Below are 24,450 nucleotides of genomic sequence, written 5' to 3'. Positions count from 1 at the left end.
TTACCTGCGGGTGCATGGGGGCTGAGCGCGCCCACGCGGCGGAGCCGCACATGACACAGCCCCGCGCCCCTAAAAAGGGGCACCCCCCTGCCCTCGTTCAGCGTGCGTGGAAGCGGGGCGGTGCCTTGGTCGGGGCGTTGCCCGACGGGAGCTTCTCGTCCGGGCACGTGTTCAGGACCTTCTTCATCGCGTCCCGCTCCGCGCCCGTCACCCACACCCCGTACTTCTTCTTCACCGCGACCTGCCCCGCCACATACGTACAGCGGTACGCCTTGTCCGGGGGCAGCCAGGTCGCCGTGTCGCCGTCGCCCTTGCTGCGGTTGGGGCCCGCGTCGACCGCTATGAGGTTAAGGGGGTCGTTGGCGAAGGCGATGCGCTTGCTCGGCTCCCACTGGAAGGCGCCCTTCTGCCAGGCGTCCGAGAGGGCGACGAGGTGGTCGATGTCGACCTGGCTGCGGCCGCGCCGGAACGACACGTCCTTGCCGGTGTAGGGGTCGGGCGCGAGCGTCCCCGACGCCACCCGGCAGTCCCCGCCCTGGTACCTGACGTCCTTCAGGTCACGCTTGAGGATGTCGTCCCTGGTGGGGCAGCCGTTGGAGTCCGTGTCGGCCCACGCGGTGCCGAACCGGCTCCGCTCGTAACCGGTCTTGGGCGCGCGGCCCTTGACGGTGAGGGTGTCGACGGCGGCGAGCGCGGAGCCCGCCTTCGCGTCGGGGCCCGCGGCGCCGCCCTCGTCCTTCTTGTCATCGGTGCCGAGTTCGCAGCCGGTGAGCAGCGCGGGGAGAGCGATCAGGGCCAGCAGGGCCCCGGTGGTACGACGGTTCACCGGGCCACCACCGTGTCGCCGATGGCGAGCGGGGCGGGCGTCACGATGTCCGCGTAGACGCCGATGCACATGCCGCGGGCGGCGGTGAGGGTCTTCAGGACGCGGTTGTCCGCGGGGAGGCCGGTCTGGGCCTGGGTGGTCATGACGCAGCGCGCGACGCGCTCGGTGACGCGCAGCCGAAGCGGCTCCGCGACGCCCGTGTCACCCATGCCACCCGTGGCGCCCGTGGCGCCCGTGCCTCCGATGGTGATCTCGTGGCCCACCCAGCTCTCCTCGATCCATGGTTCGTCGGTCTCCACGACGATGTTCTTGCGCAGCCGCCGTACGTCGACGGGGTCGGCGTCACCGAGCAGCTCGCCGAGCGCGCGCAGCGACGCGGTGCCGACGAGGGAGACGGCGGCGGCGTCCTGGTGGCTCTCCGCTCCCTCGCGCGCCAACTCGACGCCCTCGCCGAAGCGTTCGGGTATCCGGGGGTCGCCGGGGCGCAGGATCTCGCCGTCCGGCGCGGTGACGAAGGGGGTGCCGTCCGCGTCGTACGCCGCGACGTGTTCGAGCATGCCGGGCACCCGGCGGAAGCGGCGGCTGTTCTTGCCGCTGCTCAGCTTGCCGTCCGCGTGCCGCAGGGCCCACAGCCGGTCGCCGACGGCACCGCGCGCGTCGAAGACGAGCCGCTCGTGCGCGACACCGAGCATCGATTTCACCGGATAACTGTTCAGACCGACGACTTTGAGCGGCACAGCGCTCTCCCTCCCCTGGGCGGACTCATGCATCCACCACGGTAACGACCAAGCGGTTCAGACCATATCTCCCCTCAACGGGCGAACCGGACACCTCAGGCGCGCTCCCCGCCCCGGAGGTCCATGACCTCCGGGGTAATCGACGTCCGCCACCGGCCCAAGCCATCCTCATGGGCATGGACAACACACGACAGGCCACCGAAGACGCCACCCGCACCACCGTGCAGGAGTTCCTGACGGCCCGTCTGGCCGCGGACACCGCACGGCTCACCGAGCTCTTCGCCGACAAGGTCGACTGGCTGCTCGCCGAGAACCCCGCGGTCCCGTGGATCAGGCCCCGCTCCACCGGCGCCGAATGCGCCGCGCAGGGCGAGGAGTTGGCCCGGTACACGGTGCCCGAGGACTCCCGCGCCTCCCTCGACACCCTCCTCGTCGACGGCACCGACGCCATCTTGATGGGCAGCCTCTCGGGAACGGTGCGCGCCACGGGCAAGTCCTTCGAGGGCCCCTACGCACTGCGCCTGACCGTAGAGAACGGCCGGATCACCCGCCACCACCTCTACGAGAACAGCCTCTCGGTCGCGGAGGCGTGCATCCCGGACGCGTCCTGAGAGGTCGCTCTTCTCTTGGATGTCAGTGGCTGCTGCGATCGTCTGCGCCATGGATGAACTCGTGGAACGCGTCGACGCGCAGGATCGCGTGCTGGGGACGGTCAGCCGACGGGACGCGGTTCGTGAGGGCTGGCTGCACCGGGTCGGCGTGGCGGTCTGCCGCGACGAACAAGGCCGCTTCCTCGTCCATCGGCGTGCCGAGCGGCTGTCCCGTTTCCCGGGGCACTACGAACTCGGCGTCGGGGGCGCCGCGGGAGTCGGCGAGTCCTACGAGCAGGCGGCCGCCCGCGAACTCGGCGAGGAGCTGGGGGCGCGGGCGGCGGTGCGCCTCCGGTTCACGTTCCTCAACCGGAGCGGGCTCAGCCCTTACTGGCTCGGCGTGTGCGATGCCGTGCTTCCGGAGGTCGGCGCCCCCGATCCGGCAGAAGTGGCCTGGCACGACTGGGTGACCGAGTCCGAGCTGCGGCGGATCCTGCGGCAGTGGACCTTCACTCCTGACAGTCAGGAGGTCTTCGGTCGGTATCTCGCTCGGTAACTGCTGGTGCCTCACGGCTGACCGGGTCGCCAACGTCCGCGACCCGGTCCATCGCGTCCTACGACCCCAGGATCGACGTCAGGAACTCCCCCACCCAGCCCAGCAGTTCGCGTCCGACCAGCGGCTTTCCGCCGACCTTCGCCGTCTTCGGGCGGGGGACGAGGACCTGGTTGGCGTTCGCCTTGATGACCGTCCCGGGGTAGAGCCGCTTCAGGCGCAGCTCCTGGGATTCGCGCAGGTCCACCGGGGCGAAGCGGATGTTGTTGCCCTGAAGGACGATCTCGCCCACGCCGCACGCCCGCGCCAGCATCCGCAGGCCCGCGACGAGGAGGAGGTTCTCCACCGGCTCCGGCAACTTGCCGTAGCGGTCGGTGAGTTCCTCGCGGACCGCCTTGACGTCCTCCTCCGTGTTGGCGGAGGCGATGGCGCGGTAGGCCGCCAGGCGCAGGCGCTCGCCGGGGGCGTAGTCGTGCGGGACGTGCGCGTCGACCGGGAGCTCGATCTTGACCTCCAGGGGCGGCTCCTCCTCGACACCGCCCTCCAGGGACGCGCGGTAGTCGGCGACCGCCTCGCCCACCATGCGTACGTAGAGGTCGAAGCCGACGCCCGCGATGTGGCCCGACTGCTCGCCGCCGAGGAGGTTTCCGGCTCCGCGGATCTCCAGGTCCTTCATCGCGACGTACATGCCCGCGCCCATCTCGGTGTGCTGGGCGATGGTGGCGAGGCGCTCGTGGGCCGTTTCCGTGAGCGGCTTCTCCGGGGGGTAGAGGAAGTACGCGTAGCCTCGCTCGCGGCCTCGGCCCACGCGGCCGCGCAGCTGGTGGAGTTGGGACAGGCCGAAGTTGTCGCCGCGCTCGACGATCAGCGTGTTGGCGTTGGAGATGTCGATGCCCGACTCGACGATCGTCGTGGAGACCAGGACGTCGAACTTCTTCTCCCAGAAGTCCACGACCACCTGTTCCAGGGCCTGTTCGGACATCTGGCCGTGGGCCGTCGCGATGCGGGCCTCGGGGACGATGTCGCGAAGGCGGGCCGCCGCGCGGTCGATCGACTCCACGCGGTTGTGGATGTAGAAGACCTGCCCCTCGCGCAGCAGCTCGCGGCGGATGGCCGCGCCGATCTGCTTCTCCTCGTACGGACCGACGAAGGTCAGGACCGGGTGGCGCTCCTCGGGCGGTGTCGTGATCGTCGACATCTCGCGGATGCCCGTGACCGCCATCTCCAGCGTGCGCGGGATCGGCGTCGCCGACATCGTCAGGACGTCCACGTTGGCGCGGAGCTTCTTCAGCTGCTCCTTGTGCTCGACGCCGAAGCGCTGCTCCTCGTCGACGATGACCAGGCCCAGGTCCTTGAACTTCGTCTCGGAGGAGAACAGGCGGTGCGTGCCGATCACGATGTCGACCGAGCCGTCGCGCAGGCCCTCCAGGGTCTCCTTCGACTCGGTGTCGCTCTGGAAGCGGCTCAACGCCCGTACCTTCACCGGGAATTGGGAGTACCGCTCGGAGAACGTGCCGAAGTGCTGCTGGACCAGGAGTGTGGTGGGGACCAGGACCGCTACCTGCTTGCCGTCCTGTACCGCCTTGAACGCCGCGCGGACCGCGATCTCCGTCTTGCCGTAGCCCACGTCGCCGCAGATCAGGCGGTCCATCGGGACCGTCTTCTCCATGTCCTCCTTGACCTCGGCGATGGTGGTGAGCTGGTCGGGCGTCTCCGCGTACGGGAAGGCGTCCTCCAGCTCGCGCTGCCAGGGCGTGTCCGCGCCGAAGGCGTGTCCCGGGGCCGCCATGCGCGCGGAGTACAGCTTGATGAGGTCGGCCGCGATCTCCTTGACCGCCTTCTTCGCGCGCGCCTTCGTCTTCGTCCAGTCGGCGCCGCCCAGGCGGTGGAGGGTGGGAGCCTCGCCGCCCACGTACTTGGTGATCTGCTCCAGCTGGTCGGTGGGGATGTAGAGCCGGTCGCCTGGCTGGCCGCGCTTGGCGGGGGCGTACTCCACGACCAGGTACTCACGGGTCGCGCCCTGCACCGTGCGCTGCACCATCTCGATGTAGCGGCCGACGCCGTGCTGCTCGTGGACGATGTAGTCGCCGGACTCCAGGGTCAGCGGGTCGATCGTCTTGCGACGGCGCGCGGGCATCCGCTGGCCGTCCTTGCCCGCCGCCTTCTGGCCCGACAGGTCGGTCTCGGTGAGGACCGCGAGCCTGAGCCCCGGGTCCACGAAGCCGTAGTCGATCGAGCCGCAGGACACGTGCACGACGGACGGGGCCAGGTCGGCGAGGTCCGCGTCGTGGCGGGCGGCGATGCCCTCGCCGCCGAGCACCTCGACCGTGCGCGCGGCGGGTCCGTGCGCCTCGGTGACGTACACGACGCGCCAGCCGTCCGCGAGCCAGCCCTTGGTGTCGGCGAGCGCCTTCGCCGTGTCACCCCGGTACGTCTCGGGGGCGTGCATGCCGAGCTTGAGGGTGTCCGCGTCCCCCGGCGCGGCAGCGCCAAATGTCAGCGTCTCGCCCGCCGCGAACGGGGAGACCGACCACCACATCATGCCGAGCTCGCGCGCGTGCTCGCGGATGTCCGCGATGCCCCACAGCGACGCCGCGCCCACGTCGATGGGCGCCTCGCCGCCGCCCGCCGTCGCCGCCCAGCTGGCCTGCAGGAACTCCTGCGACGTCGCCACCAGGTCGGTCGCGCGGGTGCGCACCCGCTCCGGGTCGCAGACCACCGCCATGGAGCCCTTCGGCATGACGTCGATCAAAAGCTCCATGTCGTCCACCAGGACAGGCGCGAGGGACTCCATGCCCTCGACCGCGATGCCCTCGGCGATCTTCCCGAGCAGCTCGCCCAGCTCGGGGTGCTGTTCGGCGAGCGCCGCCGCCCGCTCCCGCACCTCGTCGGTGAGCAGCAGCTCGCGGCAGGGCGGCGCCCACAGGCCGTGCTCCGCGACCTCAAGGGAGCGCTGGTCGGCGACCTTGAAGTAACGGATCTCCTCGACGTCGTCGCCCCAGAACTCCACGCGCAGCGGGTGCTCCTCGGTGGGCGGGAAGACGTCGAGGATGCCGCCGCGGACCGCGAACTCGCCGCGCTTCTCGACCAGTTCCACCCGGGAGTACGCGGCGGCGGCGAGCGCCTCGACGATCTCGTTCAGATCCGTGGTCTGACCGGTGCGCAGCGCCACGGGCTCCAGGTCGCCCAGGCCCTTGACCTGCGGCTGGAGCACCGAGCGTACGGGCGCGACGATCACCGAGACCGGTCCGGTCTCCGGGTCGTCCGTGCTCGGGTGCGCCAGGCGGCGCAGGATCGCGAGGCGGCGGCCCACCGTGTCGGAGCGGGGCGAGAGGCGCTCGTGCGGGAGCGTCTCCCACGAGGGGTACTCGACGACGCCGTCCGGCGGCAGGATCGTGCGCAGCGCCGCCGCCAGGTCCTCGGCCTCCCGCCCGGTGGCCGTCACGGCCAGCACGGGACGGCCGGACTCGCGGGCGAGCGCGGCCACCGCGAAGGGACGCGCGGCGGGCGGTCCCACCAGGTCGACGTGGGCGCGGTGGCCGTCGGCGGCGGCCTTGACCGCCTCGGCGAGCGCGGAGTCCTTGACGACGGCGTCGAGCAGACCGTGCAGGCTCATGAAGGCTTTCCGTCCAGGTTCCATGGGGATGTACGGGATTCCGGCGTGCGATCACGGCCGGGTGGGCAACGCGAAGGGCCCGGCACGTGTCACGGGCCGGGGTCATCCAGCGTACGACTCATCACTGACAGACGCGGCTCGTCGGGCGGCTCGTCGGGCCTCTCATCGGGGTGGACCGACCCCGGATCCAGGACCCGCCGCCTGCCCCCCTGGGGCTTTTCCCCCAAGGGATGGCACCCTGATCCGGGTCGTACCGCATCTCGAACACCTCGAACACCGTGCTCGTCGCCCCGAACGTTCAGGAAGCCCCACCCGGCTTCCGTCCTTCGACCAGAAAGCCAGCCCATGTCCGGAGCCCATTCCGTCACCGCGGCCGACCCGGAGGCCGACACCGGGCTCATACCGGCGCGGCCCGGGACCGGAGCCGAGACCGGAGGCGGGCCAGGGCCCGGCTCGGGGCCCGGCGGCCGCATCCTCTGGGACCGCGCCCCCCAGCTGCTCGCCCTCGGACTCTTCGTCGCCTACGCACTGCTCTCCTACACCCGCTACCGCCGCATGGAGAACCTCTCCTGGGACCTCGGGATCTTCGAGCAGGCCATCCGCGCCTACGCCCACCTCCAGGCGCCGGTCGCCGAGCTCAAGGGCCCCGGGGCGAACATCCTCGGCGACCACTTCAGCCCCGTCACCGCGCTGCTCGCGCCGTTCTACCGGGTCTTCCCCACGCCCGTGACCCTGCTGATCGCGCAGGCCCTGCTGTTCGCCCTGTCCGCGCTGCCCGTCACGCGCGTGGCGATGCGGCTCCTGGGGCGCGGCCCCGGCCTCGCCATCGGCATCGCGTACGGCTTCTCCTGGGGCATCCAGCGCGCCGTCGACTTCGACTTCCACGAGATCTGCTTCGCCGTACCGCTGATCGCCTTCTCCCTCGAAGCGCTGCTGCTGCGGCGCTGGCGGGCCGCGCTGCTCTGGGCGCTGCCGCTGGTGTTCGTCAAGGAGGACCTGGGGGTGACCGTCGCGGCCATCGCCGCCGTCGTGGCGATCCGCTGCCGCCGCGAGTCGCCGAAGACCCTGCCCTACGCGCTCGGCACCGTCGCGTTCGGACTCGTCGCCACCCTGGTCACCCTCACGCTCGTCATCCCCGCCTTCAACACCGGCGGCGCGTACGACTACTGGGACAAGGTCGGCGAGGCGGGCGCGACCGCCGGGGCCTTCGACGGCACCGGCACCAAGCTGCGCACGCTGGCCTGGCTGCTGATCCCCACCACCGGGCTGCTCGCGCTGCGCTCGCCGCTGCTCCTGGTCGCGCTGCCCACGATCGGCTGGCGCTTCGTCTCCGCCGATGACCACTACTGGGGCACCGACTGGCACTACAGCGCCGTCCTGATGCCGGTGGTCGTGCTGGCCCTCGTCGACGCCGTCGAGCGGTCCCGCCGCAGCGAACGGCCGTGGCTGCGCGGCGCCGCCGACAAGCTGCCCGCCTGCGCCGCCGCCGCGGCCCTCGCCCTGACCCCGTCCCTGCCGCTCGCCCGGCTCACCGAGACCGCGACGTACGAGAAGAGCGGGGAGGTCTTCGCGGTGGAGCGGCTGCTGAAACGGATCCCCGACGGAGCGAGCGTCGAGGCGAACATCGGCCCGATCAGCAGGCTCACCGACCGCGCCCGCGTCTACTGGGTGGGCGCGGCCCGCCCCGTCGTCCCCGACTACGTCGCGCTCGACATCCGCTCGGGCTGGATCAAGGACCCCGTCGCGTACGCCAACGGGCTGCACCCGGGCGTCAGTTACGCCACCGAGGGCACCGCCCACGGGTACGTACTGCTGCGCAGGGCCTGAGCGAAGCAGGGCAGGGAAAACAGTCGGTCCCGGCCGGTGCTGTGCGCACCGGCCGGGACCGACTCCCCCGTTCCCCCGTGTCCCCCGTCGTGATGGCTATTCGGTGGCGATCGCGTTCAGTACGTTCATCCGGCCCGCCCGGAACGCCGGGACGAGTGCCGCGAACAGGCCCACGAACGCCGACCCGACGAAGACCGCGATGATCGTCGGCCACGGGATCTCCAGGACCTTCAGGCCTTCGAGGGCGAGCAGCTTCTGGGCCGTCGCCCCCCAGCCCATCCCGAGGCCGAGGCCGAGCAGCGCGCCGAAGAGGGCGATGACCACCGACTCCATGCGGATCATGCGGCGCAGCTGCCTGCGCGAGAGGCCGATCGCCCGCATCAGGCCGATCTCCCGGGTGCGTTCCACCACCGAGAGCGCCAGGGTGTTCACCACGCCGAGGATCGCGACGATGATCGCCAGGCCGAGCAGGCCGTAGACCATGTTCAGGAGCTGGCCGACCTGGTCCTTCAGCGTCTGCTTGAAGTCGGTCTGGTCCATCACCTTGTACTGCGGGTACTTGGCGAGCGAGTCCTTCAGGGACTTGTACGCGGCGTCCTGCTGCCCCTTGGTGGCGGAGGCGAACATGATGTCGTTCTGCGGCATCCGGTCCGCGGGGACGTACTTCTCCAGGGTCGTGATGTTCGTGTACATCGCGCCCTTGTCGACCGAGCCCTCGTCCGAGGTGATCGCCGCGACCTTCAGCTCGGCGGTCCTGCCGTGCTCGAAGGCGATCTTCAGCTCGTCGCCGAGCTTCAGGCCGTGCTTCTTGGCGAAGTCCGCGCCGAGGGACATGGCGTCCTTGCCGTACGCGGCGGACAGCGTGCCCGCGGTCGTCTCGCGGCGCAGGTCCTTGGCGTACGTCGGGTCGGCGGCGCTCAGGCCCACCTCGTCCACGGTCTTGCCCGCGGGCGTGGTCAGATCCGCGTTGATCTGCTTGTAGCGCGTGATGTGGGAGATGTGCTCGGCCTTGCCGAGGGCGTCGGCGGCCTTCTGCGTGATGGAGATGCCGGGCTGGGTGGGCTGCACGATGAAGTCCGCGCCGACCGACTTGTCGAGCTCGTCGGTGGCCGATGCGACCATCGAGGAGCCGACGACGGAGAGGCAGGCGACCAGGGCGAGGCCGATCATCAGGGCCGCGCCGGTGGCGCCGGTGCGGCGCGGGTTGCGCAGCGCGTTGCGCTCGGCCATCCGGCCGACCGGGCCGAACGCCCGGAGCAGTACCGCGCTGATGACGCGGACGACACCGGAGGCGAGCACCGGGCCGATGACGACGAAGCCGATGAGGGTCAGGACGACGCCGCCGCCCAGGAAGAGCGATCCTTCGCTGGCCTTGTCGGCCTGCGAAGCGGTGTAGAGGGCGAAGCCTCCGGCGCCGGTGAGGACCAGGCCGATGACGGCGCGCACCACGCTCGCCCTGCCGTCGGCCGGGGTGCCCGCGTCGCGCAGCGCGGCCATCGGCGAGACCTTGCCCGCCCGTCGTGCGGGGAGGTAGGCGGCGAGGACGGTGACGACGATGCCGAGGACCATGCCGACCACGGGGGTCGTCCAGGCGACGGTGAGGTCGCCGGTGGACAGTTCCATGCCCATGCCGGACATGAGTTTCATCAGGCCGACGGCGAGTCCGATGCCCGCGCCGACCCCGAGGACGGAGCCGAACACGCCGAGCAGCAGGGCCTCGACGAGCACGGAGCGGTTGACCTGCTTGCGGCTGGAGCCGATGGCGCGCATCAGGCCGATCTCGCGGGTGCGCTGGGCGACCAGCATCGAGAAGGTGTTGATGATCAGGAAGATGCCGACGAGGAAGGCGATCCCGGCGAAGCCGAGCATCGCGTACTTCATGACGTCGAGGAAGCTGCCGACGGACTTGCGGTTGTCGTCCGCGCTCTCCTTCTTCGTCTTGATGTCGTACGCGGCGGCCTTGCCCAGGTCCTTCGCGACGTTCGCCTTCAGGGCGGTGTCGCTGACGCCCGCCGCCGCGGTGAGGTTGACGTGCGTGAACCGGCCCGTGGCGCCGAGCAGTTCGCGCTGCGCGGTCGGGGTGTCGAAGTAGAAGATCGCGGCGCCGGGGTTGGTCACCTTGAAGGTGGCGATGCCGGAGATCTTCGCGGTGTGGTCGCCGACGGCGCCGATGGTGCGCAGCTCGTCGCCGATCTTGAGGTCGTGCTTGTCGGCGGTGTCGGCGTCGACCATCATCTCGGTGGGGCCGCGCGGCGAGTGGCCCGAGGTGATGTCCATCGAACGCAGTTCGTTGTGCGTCCAGTTGCCCGCGATGGTCGGGCCGCCGCTGGTCGGCCCCAGGTTCTTGTTCTTGGCGTCGACGACGGTCACGCTCTGGCTGCTGACCGCGCCCTCGGCGGACTTGACGCCCTCGGCCTTCTTCGCCTCCTGGACGACGGAGGCGGGCATCGACTCGGGCTTGCCGCTGCGGGGCGTGTCGCCCGCGTCCTCGGCGGACTTGGGGCTGACGGTGACGTCGGCGGAGGTCGCCGCGAAGAGCTTGTCGAAGGTGGTGCTCATGGTGTCGGAGAAGACGAGCGTGCCGCACACGAACGCCACCGAGAGGACCACGGCCACGGCGGAGAGCGCCATGCGGCCCTTGTGCGCGAAGAAGTTGCGCATGGAGGTCTTGAGGACGGTCATGACGTGCGCCCCCGCGCGTCGAAGGAGGGGGTCTGGGGGTGTCCCCCAGAAAAGCGCAGCATGCGGTCCAGGACCTGGTCGGCGGTGGGGTGGTGCATCTCGTCGACGATCCGGCCGTCGGCGAGGTACAGGACGCGGTCCGCGTACGAGGCGGCGACCGGGTCGTGCGTGACCATCACGATGGTCTGGCCGAGCTCGGTCACCGAGCGGCGCAGGAAGCCCAACACCTCGGCGCCCGCGCGGGAGTCGAGGTTTCCGGTCGGCTCGTCACCGAAGATGATCTCGGGGCGCGACGCGAGCGCGCGGGCCACGGCGACGCGCTGCTGCTGACCGCCGGAGAGCTCGGTGGGACGGTGCTTGAGGCGCCCCGCGAGGCCCACGGTCTCCACGACCTGGTCCAGCCAGCCGCGGTCGGGCTTGCGGCCCGCTATGTCCATCGGGAGCGTGATGTTCTCGATGGCGTTCAGGGTGGGCAGGAGGTTGAACGCCTGGAAGATGAAGCCGATCCGGTCCCTGCGGAGCTGGGTGAGCTTCTTGTCCTTGAGGCCGGTGATCTCGGTCTCGTCGAGGAAGATCTGCCCGGCGCTGACCGTGTCGAGGCCCGCGAGGCAGTGCATCAGGGTCGACTTGCCGGAGCCCGAGGGGCCCATGATCGCGGTGAACTGCCCGCGGGCGATGTCCACGTCGATGTGGTCGAGCGCGACGACCCGGGTCTCCCCCGAGCCGTACGCCTTCACGACCTGGCGTGCCCGTGCCGCCACGGCCGTCCGCCCGCCAGTGCCCCCGTGCCTGGGTGTGGTTACAGCCGTTGTCACGGTACGTCTCCTATGTCGGTCATGTGTGGTTCACATGGGTGCGCTTCGCGCTTCAGTCTGGTCTGGTGAGGGGGCCCGGCGCGCTGGTGCAGAGCGCAGTCTTCTAGTGGGGAAAACCCCACCCCCGTTGGTGCGGTTCGACCGCCCGCCGGTGCGGCGGGTCGTCGTAAAGACCATCTAAGAACGGGTCGGCGGCCTTCTCGTCCTCCAGGGGGACGAAGGGTCCCCGGTCCGTAGTACGGAGGTTCCCCTAGGGGATCTCCACCTCCCGGTGGAGCGCATCTCAGGGTCGCTCCACCCCCGCGTCCCCCCACCCCCGCCCCACCTGCCACGATTCCGTCCACCCAGCCGTGCGCCCCTCCCCCCGCCACGCTCCGGGTGAGATGGTGGCCCGCAGCAACCGGTGCTGGGGGAAGGGATCTTCGTGGACTCGCAGGACGCGATACGGGGCCGGGGCGACGCGATACGAGGCCGGGGCGCGGTCGTCGCCGCGCTGATGCTCGCCATGGCGCTTGCCGCCCTGGACGCCACGATCGTGTCGACCGCGGTGCCCCAGATCGTCGGCGACCTCGGCGGCTTCTCCGTCTTCTCCTGGCTCTTCTCCGGCTATCTGCTCGCGGTCACGGTCAGCCTGCCCGTCTACGGCAAGCTCTCCGACACCTTCGGCCGCAAGCCGGTGCTCATCGCGGGCAGCATCGTCTTCCTGGTCGGCTCCGCGCTCTGCGCGAGCGCGTGGAACATGGGCGCCCTCATCGCCTTCCGCATCGTCCAGGGCCTGGGCGGCGGCGCCTTGCAGGGCACCGTCCAGACGCTCGCCGCCGACCTCTACCCGCTGGAGCAACGCCCCAAGATCCAGGCGAAGCTGTCCACGGTGTGGGCCCTCTCCGCGGTCGCGGGCCCGGCCATCGGCGGCCTGATCGCCTCGTACGCGGACTGGCGCTGGATCTTCCTCATCAACCTGCCGGTCGGGGCCGTCGCGTTCTGGCTGATCGTGCGCCATCTGCACGAGCCCGAACGGGCCGCCGCGCCACGGCCGACCATCGACTGGGCGGGCGCCCTCGCCGTCTTCGCCTGCGGCGGGGTCCTGCTCACCGCGCTCGTACAGGGCGGGGTGGCGTGGCCCTGGCTCTCGGCGCCCTCGCTGACCCTGTTCGGCACCGGCGCCGCCCTCGTCGCCGTCGTCGTGCTGATCGAACGGCGCGCGAAGGAGCCGATCATCCCCGGCTGGGTGTGGCGGCGGCGCACCATCGCCGCGGTCAACCTGGCGCTCGGCGCGCTGGGCCTGCTGATGGTCGCGCCGACGGTGTTCCTGCCGACGTACGCGCAGTCCGTGCTCCAACTGGCGCCGGTGGCCGCCGGGTTCGTGCTCTCCGTGATGACCCTGAGCTGGCCGGTGTCGGCCGCCCTGAGCCAGCACGTCTACCGCAGGATCGGCTTCCGCAACACCGCCGTCGTCGGCATCGCGGCGGCGGGCCTGATCCTGCTCGCCTTCCCGCTGCTGCCCTATCCCGGCTCGGCCTGGCAACCGGCCCTGATCATGCTCCTGTTGGGCGCGGCGCTCGGCCTCTTCCAGCTCCCGCTGATCGTGGGCGTCCAGTCCACCGTCGGCTGGGCCGAACGCGGCACGGCCACCGCGTCCGTGCTGTTCTGCCGCCAGATCGGCCAGACCCTGGGCGCGGCCCTGTTCGGGGCGGTGGCCAACGGGGTGCTCGCCGCGCGTCTGGGCGGGGCGGGTTCGCTGGACTCGGTGGCGCGCTCCCTGGACGACCCGGGCTCGGTGGCCGATCCGGAACGGCTGCGGCGGGCCGTGGACGCGGCGGTCGACGCGGTCTACGTGGGCGCGGGATGCGCGGCGGGCCTCGCCCTGCTGGCACTCCTCTTCGTGGCGCCGCGGCGCTTCCCGGTCCTCCAGGAGAAGCAACTGGAACCCCAGCGGGAACAGTTGTCCCCCACGCAACAGGCCGACTGACCGGTTTGCCGAAAACCCCGCACGCCTCGCCTACTTGCGAGTAACGTCTCGGCTCCCCTCGCTCCCTGCGGTCCGCACCACCGGACCGGAAGCCGCGCAAGGAGAACCGGGATGAGCCACCCTCCGCACGAGCCACTTCCTTCGTACGAGCCACGCCCCCCACATGAGCAACTTCCGCCGTACGAGCCGCACCTCACCTACCCCTGGCGGCCCAGACCCCAGCCCCCGCGGGCGCCACGGCCCGAGCACCGCCTGCCCCGCCAACCTGCGCCGGGACGCCACAGCGACCTGCGGATCCTGCGCGGCGCCTACCGCGGCCAGCGCCGCGTCGCCACGCTCACCGCGCTCGGCTACTTCACGCTCTTCCTCGCCCTGTCGGCCTTCGCCCCCGCCCTGATGACGGGCACGGTCACGACGGGCCTCTCCACAGGGCTGCTGCTCGGCCTGTGCCAGCTCCCCGTCACCGGCCTCGCCGTGCTCCTGTACGAGTACACGGCCCGCCGCAGACTCGACCCGCTGGCCGAACGCCTGCGCGGACAGGCCGCGTCGGCGTACGGGACGACGGCCGCCGGGGGCCGCCCGTGAGCGCCGACACCGAGACGATGTCCCTGGTGGCCTTCACCGCCGTGGTCACCCTCACGCTCCTGCTGTGCGTCCTGACCGGACCCGACAGGGACGACCTCGACGGGTTCTACACCGGGTTCGGCGCGCTCTCGCCGATGCGCAACGGCCTCGCCATCGCGGGCGACTACATCTCGGCGGCCACCGTGCTCGGCACCGGCGGCGTGATCGCGCTCCTCGGGTACGACGGCGTGGTGCTCGCCCTGAGCACGGCGCTCTCCCTGACCCTGCTGATGTTCCTGCTCGCCGAACCCCTGCGCAACGCGGGCCGGTTCACCATGGGCGACGTGCTCGCGCGCCGGATGCCGGGCCGCGCGGTCCGCATCGCCGCGTGCGCGACGACCCTGGCGGCCCTGCTCCCCCTGATGCTGGTCCAACTGGCGGGCGCGGGCGACCTGTTGTCGTTCATGCTCGGCTTCTCCGGCGAGGGCGTCGAGACCGGCTGCGTCGTCACGCTCGGCGCCCTGATGATCGGCTACGCGGCGATCGGCGGCATGAAGGGCACCGCCCTCATCCAGATCCTCAAGATCGTGACGCTGCTCGGCTCCGGCACGGTGGTCGCCGTACTGATCCTGCGCCGCTTCGACTGGGATCCGGGCGCCCTGCTCACGGCCGCGCGGGACGGCAGCGGGGCAGGACCCGCCTTCCTCCGCTCCGGACTGCAGTTCGCCGACAGCCCCAACCCCCGCCTGGACATGATCAGTTCGGAGCTGACGGTGGTGCTCGGCGGGGCGGCGCTGCCGCACGTCACGATGCGGATGTACACGGCGCGCAGCGCCCGCGAGACGCGCCGCTCGATGTCCTGGGCGGTGGCCTGCGTCTCCCTGTTCGTCCTCGTCATCACCGTCGTCGGCTTCGGCGCGACGGCGCTGATCGGCCGGGCCGCGCTCGCCGAGGACGACCCCCAGGGCAACACGGCGTACCTGCTCGGCTCCCGGGCCGCGTTCGGCGCCGACATCTCGACGGCGGGGACCCTGGTCTTCACCACGGTCACCACGGCCCTGTTCCTGACGCTGCTCGCGTCGGTGGCGGGCATGATCCTCGCCTGCGCCAACTCCCTGGCGCACGACGTCTTCGCGCACGGGCGCCGCGGCAAGGGCGGCGGCGGCGACAGGGCTGGCGGCGGCGGCAAGGACGGTGGCGATGGCGATGGCGATGGCGATGGCAAGGATGGCGGCGGGGCCGCTCTCTCCGCGCGGCGCGAGATGAGGCTGGCCCGCGCCTCCGCGCTGGCCATAGGGGTACCCGCGATCCTGCTCGCGGTCCTGGTCAAGGACCGCAACCTGCAGCCGCTCGTCACCCTCTCGTTCTGCCTGGGCGCATCCGCGCTGGCCCCCGCCCTGGTCTACAGCCTCTTCTGGCGCCGCTTCACCCGGGCGGGCCTGCTCTGCACCCTGCTCGGCGGCTCACTCGGCGCCGCCGCCCTGATGACGGGCACCAATCTCGTCTCGGGCGCCCCGCACGCGGCGTTCCCGAACCACGACTTCACCTGGTTCCCGTTCACGACGACGGGCCTCGTCTCCATCCCCCTCGGCTTCTTCCTCGGCTGGCTCGGCACCCGCCTCTCGGACCGCGGCGGCGCGGCGGAGCAGCGTCGGCAGTACGAGGCGGTGGAGGGCCTCATCCTGGCGGGTGCCGCCGCGCGTCACCCGAACTGGCCGGGCTGATAGTCGCCCGCGGGCATCTGGATCATCACGTTCACGCGGTTGTAGGCGTTGATGACGGCGATCATCGACACGAGGGAGGTGAGCTGGTCCTCGTCGTAGTGCTTGGCGGCATCGGCCCACGCCTCGTCGGTGACGCCACCGGCCGCGTCCGCGATGCGGGTGCCCTGCTCGGTCAGTTCGAGGGCGGCGCGCTCGGCGTCGGTGAACACGGTGGCTTCGCGCCAGGCGGCGATCAGGTTGAGACGCACCGAGGTCTCGCCCGCGTGGGCGGCGTCCTTGGTGTGCATGTCGGTGCAGAAGCCGCAGCCGTTGATCTGGCTGGCGCGGATCTTCACGAGTTCCTGGGTGGCGGCGGGCAGCGTCGAGTCGGCGATCGCCTTGCCGGCCGCGTTCAGGTGCCGGATGACCTTGGCGGCGACGGGGTTGGTGAAGAGGTTCAGTCGGGCTTCCATGGTGCGCTCCCTGTGTCTGGCGGGTGGTGACACTTACTTGACGGGTGGCGCGGCGTGGATGTGACAGGGCCCTCGGGTGGCCTGGCCGTGACCCTCCGGTGGCGCGGGCCCCCGTGGCTCTTCGCGCAGTTCCCCGCGTCCCTCGCAGGGGCGGTGCGGGTTCGTCGTGGCTGGTCGCGCAGTTCCCCGCGCCCCTTCCAGGGGCTGCCCCGCTCGTCCTTCGCGTGCGGGTGCGTCGTGGTTGCTCGCGCCGTTCCCCGCGCCCCTAAAAGCGCGCCCCTGCCGGGGCGCCCCGTCAGGGGCGCGGGGAACGGCGCGACCAGCCACAGCGGACCCGCGGTCAAAACACCGGCGGGGGCGCCCCGTCAGGGGCGCGGGGAACTGCGCGACCAGCCACAGCGGGCCCGCACGCCCCCACCGGGCCGCGGTCAAAACACGGCCGGGTGCCCCGTCAGCGGCCGACGCTCACGGGGTTTCCTCCGCCGGGGCCCGGCCGGTCAGGGCCGCAAGGCTACTGCGGACGTGGTCCATATGCGCCCGCACCTCGTCCCACGCCTCCCCGTGCTCCCGAAGCACCCGCTCCGTCTCGCGAGCGACCCGCTCCTCCCGCAGCGTCGCCTCCGCGATCACCTCGGCGCCGCGCGCCTCGGCGTCCTCCTGGCCGTGCCGCGCCGACTCCGCCGTCTCCGCGAGGGCCCGCTCCGCCTCGCCGAGCCGCGCCTGCGCCGCGGCGACCAGCTCCGCCTCGCGGGCCTGCGCCGCGGCCTCGCGCTCGGCGATCTGCCGCTCGGCGGCCTCCCAGCGCTCGGCGTGCTCCTTCTCCTGGTCGGCGAGGATGCCCTCGGTGCGCTGCCGCATCTCGCGCAGTACGGCGAGCGCCTCGCCGCGCCACTCCTTCACGTCCCGGCGGGCTCCGACGCGCGCCTCGTCGGCGGTGGCGCGGTCCGCGAGCAGCCGCTGCTCCGCCCACTCGTCGGCGGCGGCGCCCACGCGGTCGGCGTGGGCCCGCGCGGCGTCGGCGGCCCCGCGCGCGTCGGCACCGGCCGCCTCCGTCTCACGCTGTGCGTCGGCGTCCGCGGCGGCGTGCAGGGCGGCCGCCTCCGTCTCGGCGAGCGCCAGGATCTGCCGGGCCCGCTCGCCGAGGGTCTCGTACGTCTGGGGGGCGAGCCGCGACACCGCGTCCCGCAGGTGCTCGGCCTCCACCTCCATGTCCTTGGCCAGGACGGTCAGCCGGGCGGCGCGCTCCCACGCCCCGTCCCGCTCCTGGGAAAGACCGGCGGCGAACGCCTCCACCTGCTCGGGACGGTAGCCGCGTCCACGCACGCTGACGAAGCCGTGCGGCGACGACGATGCACCGCTGCTGCTCATCCTTGGATCCCCTCTCCGACGTACCTCGCGCGTACAGCGCGATTGGCGCACATCTTGATGGATCAAGCTGAAGCGCTCATAACGCGACACTCCGCCCACTCCACCCGGTCAAGGATGCGTCAATTGGCGCCAGAAGTCGGAATCGGGGTGTCGTCTCTGAGCGCTTCGAAGAGCCGACCGGCCTTGACCTGGTCCCACACGACGACATCGCCGACCCCGGCGATCTCGGGCTCGCTCGCCACGGGCACGGTCGTGGTGGCCCCCGAACCACTGGAGAGCCCCTCCATCTGAAGGCCCATCCGGGTCAGCGCCCCCACCCCGGTGTCCGTGTCGACGGTGAGCGCGTCGAGCGAGGCGCTCAGGAAGGGGATCAGCTTCCACGGCGGCAGCAGCACGGGCACGCTGACGGCCTTCTCGGCGACGGCGCTCACCAGCTGCCGCTGGCGCTTGACCCGCCCCAGGTCACCCTCGGGATCGGAGTACCTGGCCCGCACGTACCGCAGCGCCTCCACGCCGTCCATGTGCTGGCAGCCCCCGTCGAAGTCCGCCCCCGACTTCTCGTCGTGCAGACCTCCTTCGGGTACGCAGATGCTGACCCCGCCCAACGCGTCCACCACGTCGACGAAGCCGAGGAAGTTCACCTCGGCGTAGTGGTCGATGCGCAGTCCCGTGGCCTGTTCGACGGTGCGGGTGAGCAGCGTCGCGCCGCCGATCGCGTACGCGGAGTTGATCTTCCCCTTCCCGTGCCCGGGGATGGAGACGTACGAATCACGCGGGATCGACACCAGATACGGCCCGCTGTCGCCGTAGTGCAGGACCATGATCGTGTCGGTGTTGAGCCCCTGGTCGTTGCCGACGTGGAGCTTCTTGCGCTGTTCGGGGGTGAGCGAGGAGCGACTGTCGGACCCGACGAGCAGCCAGTCGGTGCCCTTGCCCCGCTCCGGACGCCCCTCGTACGCCGCGAAGGCGTCGGTGGTCCGCAGCCGCGACCCGGCCCAGAAATACAGCCCGGTCCCGTACGCGGCAAGGAGCACGACCAACGCGAGCAGGCTCAGCGCGACACGCTTGGGCCAACGCCGCTTCCCGCTCCGCGAACCACCGTCTGCCATGCCCGCATGATCGGCTAACCCGACCGCTCACGCAGGTCGAGCGCCGGGTTAGGGACGCGGGGAACGGCACAATCTTTCAGGCGCGCGGGGAACGGCGCAGTCTTTAGGGGCGCGGGGAACGGCACAATCTTTAGGGGCGCGGGGAACTGCGCAATCTTTTAGGGGCGCGAGGAACTGCGCGACCAGCCACAGCGGGCCCGCACTCGAACCGCAACCGGGCCCGCCCCCGCGAGGCACGCGGGGAACTGCGCGACCAGCCACAGCACCCCCGCGCCCCAAAGACCTACAACAACCCATCCCACATCTGCTCAAGAAGCACAGACCACCAACTCTCCGGCGACCCCAAAGCGGCAGCGTCAACCGCAGCGAGCTGGTTCTGGAAGTCAACCGTCCACCGCCCCGCCTGCTCTTGATTGAGACCGAACCGCAGACGCCACATCCGCCCCAACAGAGCCATGCAGCGCGCGAACTCAGGCAGCCCCGTGTTCACGAACTGCGGCGGCACCGGCGCACCACCGGGCCCCGCCTCCACCGGCACGGCGACGATGTTCGCCGTCCCGTACTGGACACAGAGCGCCCGCCCGAAGTCACTGCCCATGACCAGGTACGAGCCCGCGTCGGAGGCGGGCTGCACACCCCGCTCCTGCGCCAGCTCGGCCAGCGTCGGCACCGGACGTCCCGGCTGGGCCTGCGCCCAGAAGAACGGGCCGAAGTCGACGGGCAGACCCGCGACCACGAGCATGTGCGCCACGATGTCCGGCACGCCCTGCCGGGACACCGCGCGCTGGTCGAAGCGGAAGATGCCGGGGCCGAAGGCCGCGGCCAGCTCCTGCGCGATGCCCTCCGGCGGGATCGCCGGAGCGGGCGGCATCTGCTGCAACGGCGCACGCACCGGCGCCGGGCGCGCGGGCCCGTCCGCCACCTGGTGCAACTCGCCCTGGTGGGCGAGGAGTTGCTGCATGCCGCCCTGGCGGGACGCGTGGTCCTTGCCGTACGGCGCGATGGACGTGATCCGCGCCTGCGGCCAGGTCTCGCGGATCATGCGGGCGCAGTACGCGCCCGGCAGCTCGCAGGACTCCAGCTCGGTGTGGAGTTCGAGCACCTGCTGCGGCGGCACGTTCATGCCGCGCAGCTCGTGCAGGATCTGCCACTCCGGGTGCGGCGTGCCGGGCGCCGAGCGGCGGATGAGCTGCTGCTCGGAGCCGTCGGCCGCGCGGTAGCGGAGCACGGCCTGGTAGCCGGGGCCGACGGTGGGCTGCCCGACGGGCGGCTGCGGATAGCCGTACGGCTGACCGCCGCCGGGACCCCCCGGCCCCGGTGCGGGCGCGGGCGGCGGCGGCATGCCGGGCGCACCCGGGCCGCCGACAGCGGGCCCCGCCAGCATGGTCGCGGCGTGGTGGACGCCACCGCCGGGGGGCGGGGTGCTGCCGGGCGGCGGGGCACCGGGAGCGCCGGGCGGACCGGGCGGCTGGGGCGCACCAGGGGCGCCGGGAGCGCCGGGAGGCTTTATCCCACCGGGGCCGCCCAGGCTCGGGTCGGCCAGCATGGTCGCGGCGTGGTGCACGCCACCGGGCGGCGTACCGGGCGCACCAGGCGGACCGGGAGGCTGAGGCGCACCCGGAGCACCAGGCGCACCCGGAGCACCGGGCGGTCCAGGCGGCTGAGGCGCACCAGGAGCCGCAGGCGGCTTTATCCCACCGGGCCCGCCCATACTCGGATCGGCCAACATCGTCGCGGCGTGGTGCACACCACCGGGCGGCGCACCAGGCGCACCAGGCGCACCGGGAGGCTGCGGAGCGCCAGGAGCCGCGGGCGGCTGAGGCTGAGGTCCGTCGGGGCCGAGGGACGAGACGAGCTGCGTCGGGACGTACCCGCCCGCGGGCGTACCCGGCGCACCGGGACCCGAAGGCGGCGGCGTACTCCCCGGCGGCACACCCGGCGGGCTGGGCGGCGGAGGCGTGGTGGCACCGCCACCGCGGGCGCCCTGGGGCGGCCCCTGCGCCTTGCTGGTCGCGGCATCGGCGATGTCCCCGGCACCGGCACCCTGCGGCTGAGGCGCGTTGGACGGGCCGGGGCCCTGCGGATACCCGTACGCCGAAGGATCCGGCGGCGGCGGAACAGGCGAACCCACCGGCGGCTGCGGCGCGTTCGACGCACCCGGACCCTGCGGATACCCGTACGCCGACGCATCCGACGGCGGCGGAACAGGCGAACCCACCGGCGGCTGCGGCGCGTTGGACCCACCCGGACCCTGCGGGGCGCCGGGCGCACCCGGAGCCGGAGCCGGAGCGCCGGGCGTGCCCGGAGCCGGGGCGCCGAGGGCCGGGGCCAACGCCGTCTTCGGGAGCTGGCTGCCGCCGTGCATCAGGGCCGTCTTCGCCTCCGGGGCCACGCTCGGCCTCGGTTCGGCCTCGTCGTCCTCGACGACCAGCGGCGGCGCGAACACCGTCGCGGGCGCGGGCACCGAAAGGTCCTCGCCGTCATCGGCGTTGGTGTCCGTACCGGCCCACGGGGTCGCCCCCGCGGGCGCGCCGGGCGACGTCGCGGCCAGGCCCTCGTCGGCCGCGGGCGCGGCGGGCCACGGCGTACCGGCGTCGGGAGCGGCGGGCTCCGCACCGGACGCGGCGTCCGAAGAGGCCGCGGCGGACGCGCGCCGGTCGGGGATGCCCAGTTTGTCCGCCGCCTCCTGGAGCCATTCCGGCGGGCTCAGCAGGAACGACGTCTGGTTCAGGTCGACCCGTTCCGGCGGTGCGGGCGGCACGTCCTGGGGCACCGCGTCCGGGAGGCCGTACTCCTCCTCGTAGCGGCGGATCACCTCACCCACCGGAAGGCCCGGCCAGAGCGTCGCCTCGCCGCTGTCGCGCGCGAGGACGAGCCGCTGGCTGCCGCCGTCGGACACCGGACCGTTCTCCCGGTCCTCGGCCCAGACGACGAAGCCCAGGTCGAACTCCCTGACCCGCACCTCACGGTGCTGGTAGCCCGGCACGTCGCCGTTGATCCATTCCTCGGCGCGCTCCTGCGCCTGCGCGAAGGTCACCATCGCCAAGTCACTCCCCCACCGGGACGGCCTGCGCGAAGCCGCCGTCCACCATCAGGTTCGCCACGGTCTCCAGCTCCGGCGGACTGCCCGCGAGCCGGGACAGGAACTGGTCGAAGTCGTCGCCGCACGGCAGCAGCAGCCGCCGCACCCGCTCCGGCGGCGGCCACGCGTCCTGGTCACGGGCGTCGTCGTACGCGCAGAACCACACGGAACCGACCCGGTCGCCCCTGACCTGCACGGCGAGCAGCCCGCCCTGCACGAAGCCCACTCCCAGGTAATCCTTTGTGAGGTGGTCTCGCAGACACTTGTTGACGTAGACCAGGTCGTTGACCGCGGCCTCGTCCCTGACCGTGAAGAACGGCTGGTCGAGCAGGAGCCCGAGGTCCGCGTCGAGCGCGGTGCCGACCGGCGCGCAGCCGCCCGCCGCCTTCAGGAAGGACCGGTAGGCGCCGGGCAGCCGGTAGCCGAGGTCCTCCTCGACGCCCTGGACCTGCTGCTCGGTCACCGCGACCGCCGCCTTGGGCAGGCCGAAGTGCGCGGGGCGCGTCTCCTGCAGCGGGCGCGTGCCCCTCTTGTCCTGGTCGACGGAGGTCGTCGCGAGCCCGCCGTGGTGGCGCAGGAGCGCCTTCACTTCGACGGGGACCAGTTCGAGGCGGCGGCTGTTCGGCACGTGGTGCCAGGTCCAGCCGTGCGGGGTCGCCACCGCGGGGATCGTGTCCCACAGGTCGTGCCCCGATGCCGCGAGCGCCGCGTTCGCCGACACGTAGTCCGTCAGGCGCAGCTCGTCGACGCCGAAGCCCTCGGGGGGCTCGGCGATCTCGGCCGCGGCCCGCGCGTAGAACGAGAAGTCCGGGTAACCGTGCTCGTCCACCCGCACCCCTCTGGGATGGCGTGCGGCCCGGACCGGGTCCGGGAAGTGCACGACCTGCCCGGCGTAGGCCGCGTTCGGCGGCGCGGACTGCTGCCCCAGCCGACCTGTCGTCATGGCGGTTGCCCCCTGCGGCACTGTGGATGGTTCCTGCTTCATGGCCCTGCGGATGTCGACAGCCTATGCGTAAGAACGACACCGGTCACCGGGCCTCCGGTTCCATGACCAGCAGCCACCGGACGGTCACCGTGCGGCGAAAGTGGGCGGAAAGCCAGGCGTGTCGCAGTGCCCCAGCTTCCGCACCACCCGCCCCATTTGGCAGGCTGTCCCCGCAACGCGGGGGCGTGGCACACGCGGTGACGACCGCGAGCAGGGGGAGGCGAACAGCACGATGCACACGGCACAGAGCGGCATGTCCGGCCACACGTCGGCCACCGAAGCGGGTGGTGGCGCCGCCGCGGCGGTCTCCGGCGACCCACGCGCCGGGGCGCCGGGCACCGGCCACGGCGGCCCGCGCGCCGGGGGAGATCACCGCGCCGGAGGAGATCCGCGCACGGACGGAGACCCTCGCGTGGACGGAGACCCCCGCGTCGGCTGGAGCGCCACCGCCGCCCACGCGCCCGTCCTGCGCCAGCGCCGCGACGGCATCCTGCCGACCGTCGCCGCCGCCCTCTCCGTACGCGGCCAGACCACCCTCACGTGCACCGCGGGCCGCGGTGAGGAACCGCCCGCGCTGCACCCGCTCGTCCAGGACTTCCTCGACGCCCTCGCCAGCGGGCAGCGCGAGCGCTTCACCGGGCGGTGCGCCGAGGCGATCCTCATCTCCCGCCACCTCACGGCGGCCGACGCGAGCCGCTCCAAGCGGGCCTCGCGCAAACCCATGACCAACGGCGAGGCCCGCAAGGCGCTCAAACACGCCAAACTCACCACCCGCCGCATCCGCGAGGACGGCGACCCGCTGCACGGCGGCTTCGCCCGTCCTTGCCGCTCCTGTACGGCGCTCACCTCGCACTTCGGCGTACGCGTGGTGGACCCGACGGCGAGCGAGGCCTGACCGGCGCACCGGACACCAGCCGGACCGACGCCCCACCGTCCATCCGACGACCTTTCCGACCGAACGAGGGCCACCCCATGCACGCCGACCACACCGCCACGACGGCCGCAGCGGCCACCGGCGGCGGCACCACCCGCTTCCCCGTACCCGTCGACGCCGCCCTGCGCGCGGCGGGCTGGCGCCCCGGGCACTGGGACATCAAGCAGGCCGAGATCTGGGCGGACGTGCTGCGCCGCCACACCTCACCGGCGGGACACCGGCACGCCGTCTTCCCCGCGGCCGTCGAGGCGTGGGCGGAGTTCGGCGGACTGCACATCACCCCGCAGGGGCCCGGCCGCCAGATAGCTCCGGCCACCGTCCATCTCGACCCGATGTACGGCCTTCATCTGGCCCGCACCTTCGGCGACCTGGGCCGCGCCCTGGACACCGAGGTGTGCCCCATCGGCGAGGAGACGGAGACACAGGCGCTGCTCGCCATCGACACGGAGGGCCGCGTGTACAGCCTCGACCACAGCGGCGACTGGTTCCTGGGCCCGCACATCGACCAGGCGCTGGCGACGCTGGTCACGGGGGCTCAGCCGACACGCCTTACGGCGAGCTGAGTGACCCTCCGCGGGTACGTCGTGGCTGGTCGCGCCCACGCGGCGCAGCCGCAC

At 72.2% G+C, this 24,450-nt stretch carries 18 protein-coding genes; 8 read left to right on the top strand and 10 right to left on the bottom strand.

Going from position 1 to position 24,450, the window contains the following annotated elements:
- Positions 1-97 precede the first annotated feature (97 nt).
- Positions 98-826, bottom strand: coding sequence for an HNH endonuclease family protein (locus CP970_RS25720; protein ID WP_079043679.1), 729 nt, complete (start codon positions 824-826; stop codon positions 98-100).
- Positions 823-1,596 (bottom strand): MOSC domain-containing protein, encoded by a 774-nt coding sequence (locus tag CP970_RS25715; RefSeq protein WP_079043678.1) that lies wholly within the window; start codon positions 1,594-1,596, stop codon positions 823-825. Before CP970_RS25715 ends, CP970_RS25720 begins: the two co-directional genes overlap by 4 nt.
- Positions 1,597-1,739: 143 nt before the next feature.
- Between CP970_RS25715 and CP970_RS25710 the strand changes: the two genes are divergently transcribed.
- On the top strand, positions 1,740-2,174 hold the full coding sequence (locus tag CP970_RS25710) for a nuclear transport factor 2 family protein (protein ID WP_398655755.1): 435 nt from the start codon (positions 1,740-1,742) through the stop codon (positions 2,172-2,174).
- A gap of 49 nt (positions 2,175-2,223) precedes the next feature.
- Positions 2,224-2,709: an NUDIX domain-containing protein gene (locus tag CP970_RS25705; protein WP_191094950.1), complete on the top strand. Its 486-nt coding sequence runs from the start codon at positions 2,224-2,226 to the stop codon at positions 2,707-2,709.
- A 58-nt stretch (positions 2,710-2,767) separates the two neighbouring features.
- Here the strand turns inward: CP970_RS25705 and mfd are convergent, their stop codons facing one another.
- Positions 2,768-6,322 (bottom strand): transcription-repair coupling factor, encoded by a 3,555-nt coding sequence (gene mfd, locus CP970_RS25700; protein WP_055550085.1) that lies wholly within the window; start codon positions 6,320-6,322, stop codon positions 2,768-2,770.
- 345 nt (positions 6,323-6,667) lie between these two features.
- Here mfd and CP970_RS25695 point away from each other — a divergent pair, with 345 nt between their 5' ends.
- Positions 6,668-8,149: a DUF2079 domain-containing protein gene (locus tag CP970_RS25695; protein WP_079043677.1), complete on the top strand. Its 1,482-nt coding sequence runs from the start codon at positions 6,668-6,670 to the stop codon at positions 8,147-8,149.
- Between the two features lie 96 nt (positions 8,150-8,245).
- On the opposite strand, the gene CP970_RS25690 is transcribed toward CP970_RS25695, so the two are convergent.
- Both CP970_RS25690 and CP970_RS25685 read right to left on the bottom strand, forming a co-directional pair.
- Entirely contained in the window at positions 8,246-10,831 is a 2,586-nt protein-coding gene (locus CP970_RS25690) for an ABC transporter permease (protein ID WP_055550083.1), read from the bottom strand.
- Positions 10,828-11,646, bottom strand: coding sequence for an ABC transporter ATP-binding protein (locus CP970_RS25685; protein ID WP_150493966.1), 819 nt, complete (start codon positions 11,644-11,646; stop codon positions 10,828-10,830). The genes CP970_RS25690 and CP970_RS25685 overlap by 4 nt, the downstream gene beginning before the upstream one ends.
- A gap of 424 nt (positions 11,647-12,070) precedes the next feature.
- Here CP970_RS25685 and CP970_RS25680 point away from each other — a divergent pair, with 424 nt between their 5' ends.
- The 3 genes from CP970_RS25680 (at position 12,071) to CP970_RS25670 (ending at position 15,903) form a co-directional block, all read left to right on the top strand.
- On the top strand, positions 12,071-13,615 hold the full coding sequence (locus tag CP970_RS25680) for an MFS transporter (protein WP_055548849.1): 1,545 nt from the start codon (positions 12,071-12,073) through the stop codon (positions 13,613-13,615).
- 111 nt (positions 13,616-13,726) lie between these two features.
- The gene (locus CP970_RS25675) at positions 13,727-14,200 is read left to right on the top strand and encodes a DUF485 domain-containing protein (protein WP_055548801.1); all 474 of its coding nucleotides are present in this window, start codon (positions 13,727-13,729) and stop codon (positions 14,198-14,200) included.
- Positions 14,201-14,217: 17 nt separating this feature from the next.
- The gene (locus CP970_RS25670) at positions 14,218-15,903 is read left to right on the top strand and encodes a sodium/solute symporter (protein ID WP_107098962.1); all 1,686 of its coding nucleotides are present in this window, start codon (positions 14,218-14,220) and stop codon (positions 15,901-15,903) included.
- On the opposite strand, the gene CP970_RS25665 is transcribed toward CP970_RS25670, so the two are convergent.
- The 5 genes from CP970_RS25665 to CP970_RS25645 all read right to left on the bottom strand — a co-directional run bounded on the left by CP970_RS25665 (position 15,882) and on the right by CP970_RS25645 (position 22,857).
- Entirely contained in the window at positions 15,882-16,355 is a 474-nt protein-coding gene (locus CP970_RS25665) for a carboxymuconolactone decarboxylase family protein (protein ID WP_055548804.1), read from the bottom strand. The genes CP970_RS25670 and CP970_RS25665 overlap by 22 nt on opposite strands.
- Positions 16,356-16,820: 465 nt before the next feature.
- Positions 16,821-17,723, bottom strand: coding sequence for a hypothetical protein (locus CP970_RS25660; protein ID WP_055548806.1), 903 nt, complete (start codon positions 17,721-17,723; stop codon positions 16,821-16,823).
- A gap of 119 nt (positions 17,724-17,842) precedes the next feature.
- Positions 17,843-18,832 carry an LCP family protein gene (locus CP970_RS25655; protein WP_055548808.1) on the bottom strand — a complete coding sequence of 330 codons (990 nt, stop codon included), beginning with the start codon at positions 18,830-18,832 and terminating at the stop codon, positions 17,843-17,845.
- Between the two features lie 283 nt (positions 18,833-19,115).
- Positions 19,116-21,872, bottom strand: coding sequence for an SUKH-4 family immunity protein (locus tag CP970_RS25650; RefSeq protein ID WP_150493964.1), 2,757 nt, complete (start codon positions 21,870-21,872; stop codon positions 19,116-19,118).
- Between the two features lie 7 nt (positions 21,873-21,879).
- Entirely contained in the window at positions 21,880-22,857 is a 978-nt protein-coding gene (locus CP970_RS25645) for an SMI1/KNR4 family protein (RefSeq protein WP_055548812.1), read from the bottom strand.
- A gap of 274 nt (positions 22,858-23,131) precedes the next feature.
- Here CP970_RS25645 and CP970_RS25640 point away from each other — a divergent pair, with 274 nt between their 5' ends.
- Both CP970_RS25640 and CP970_RS25635 read left to right on the top strand, forming a co-directional pair.
- Entirely contained in the window at positions 23,132-23,794 is a 663-nt protein-coding gene (locus tag CP970_RS25640; RefSeq protein WP_224058702.1) for a YwqJ-related putative deaminase, read from the top strand.
- A gap of 77 nt (positions 23,795-23,871) precedes the next feature.
- The gene (locus CP970_RS25635) at positions 23,872-24,396 is read left to right on the top strand and encodes an SUKH-3 domain-containing protein (protein ID WP_055548814.1); all 525 of its coding nucleotides are present in this window, start codon (positions 23,872-23,874) and stop codon (positions 24,394-24,396) included.
- Positions 24,397-24,450 lie beyond the last annotated feature (54 nt).

Origin of the sequence: Streptomyces kanamyceticus, assembly GCF_008704495.1 — a bacterium.
In the GTDB taxonomy this organism is placed as follows: Bacteria; Actinomycetota; Actinomycetes; order Streptomycetales; family Streptomycetaceae; genus Streptomyces; species Streptomyces kanamyceticus.
Note: the sequence above shows the minus strand (reverse complement) of the source record. Positions and strands in the feature narration are given on the sequence as shown.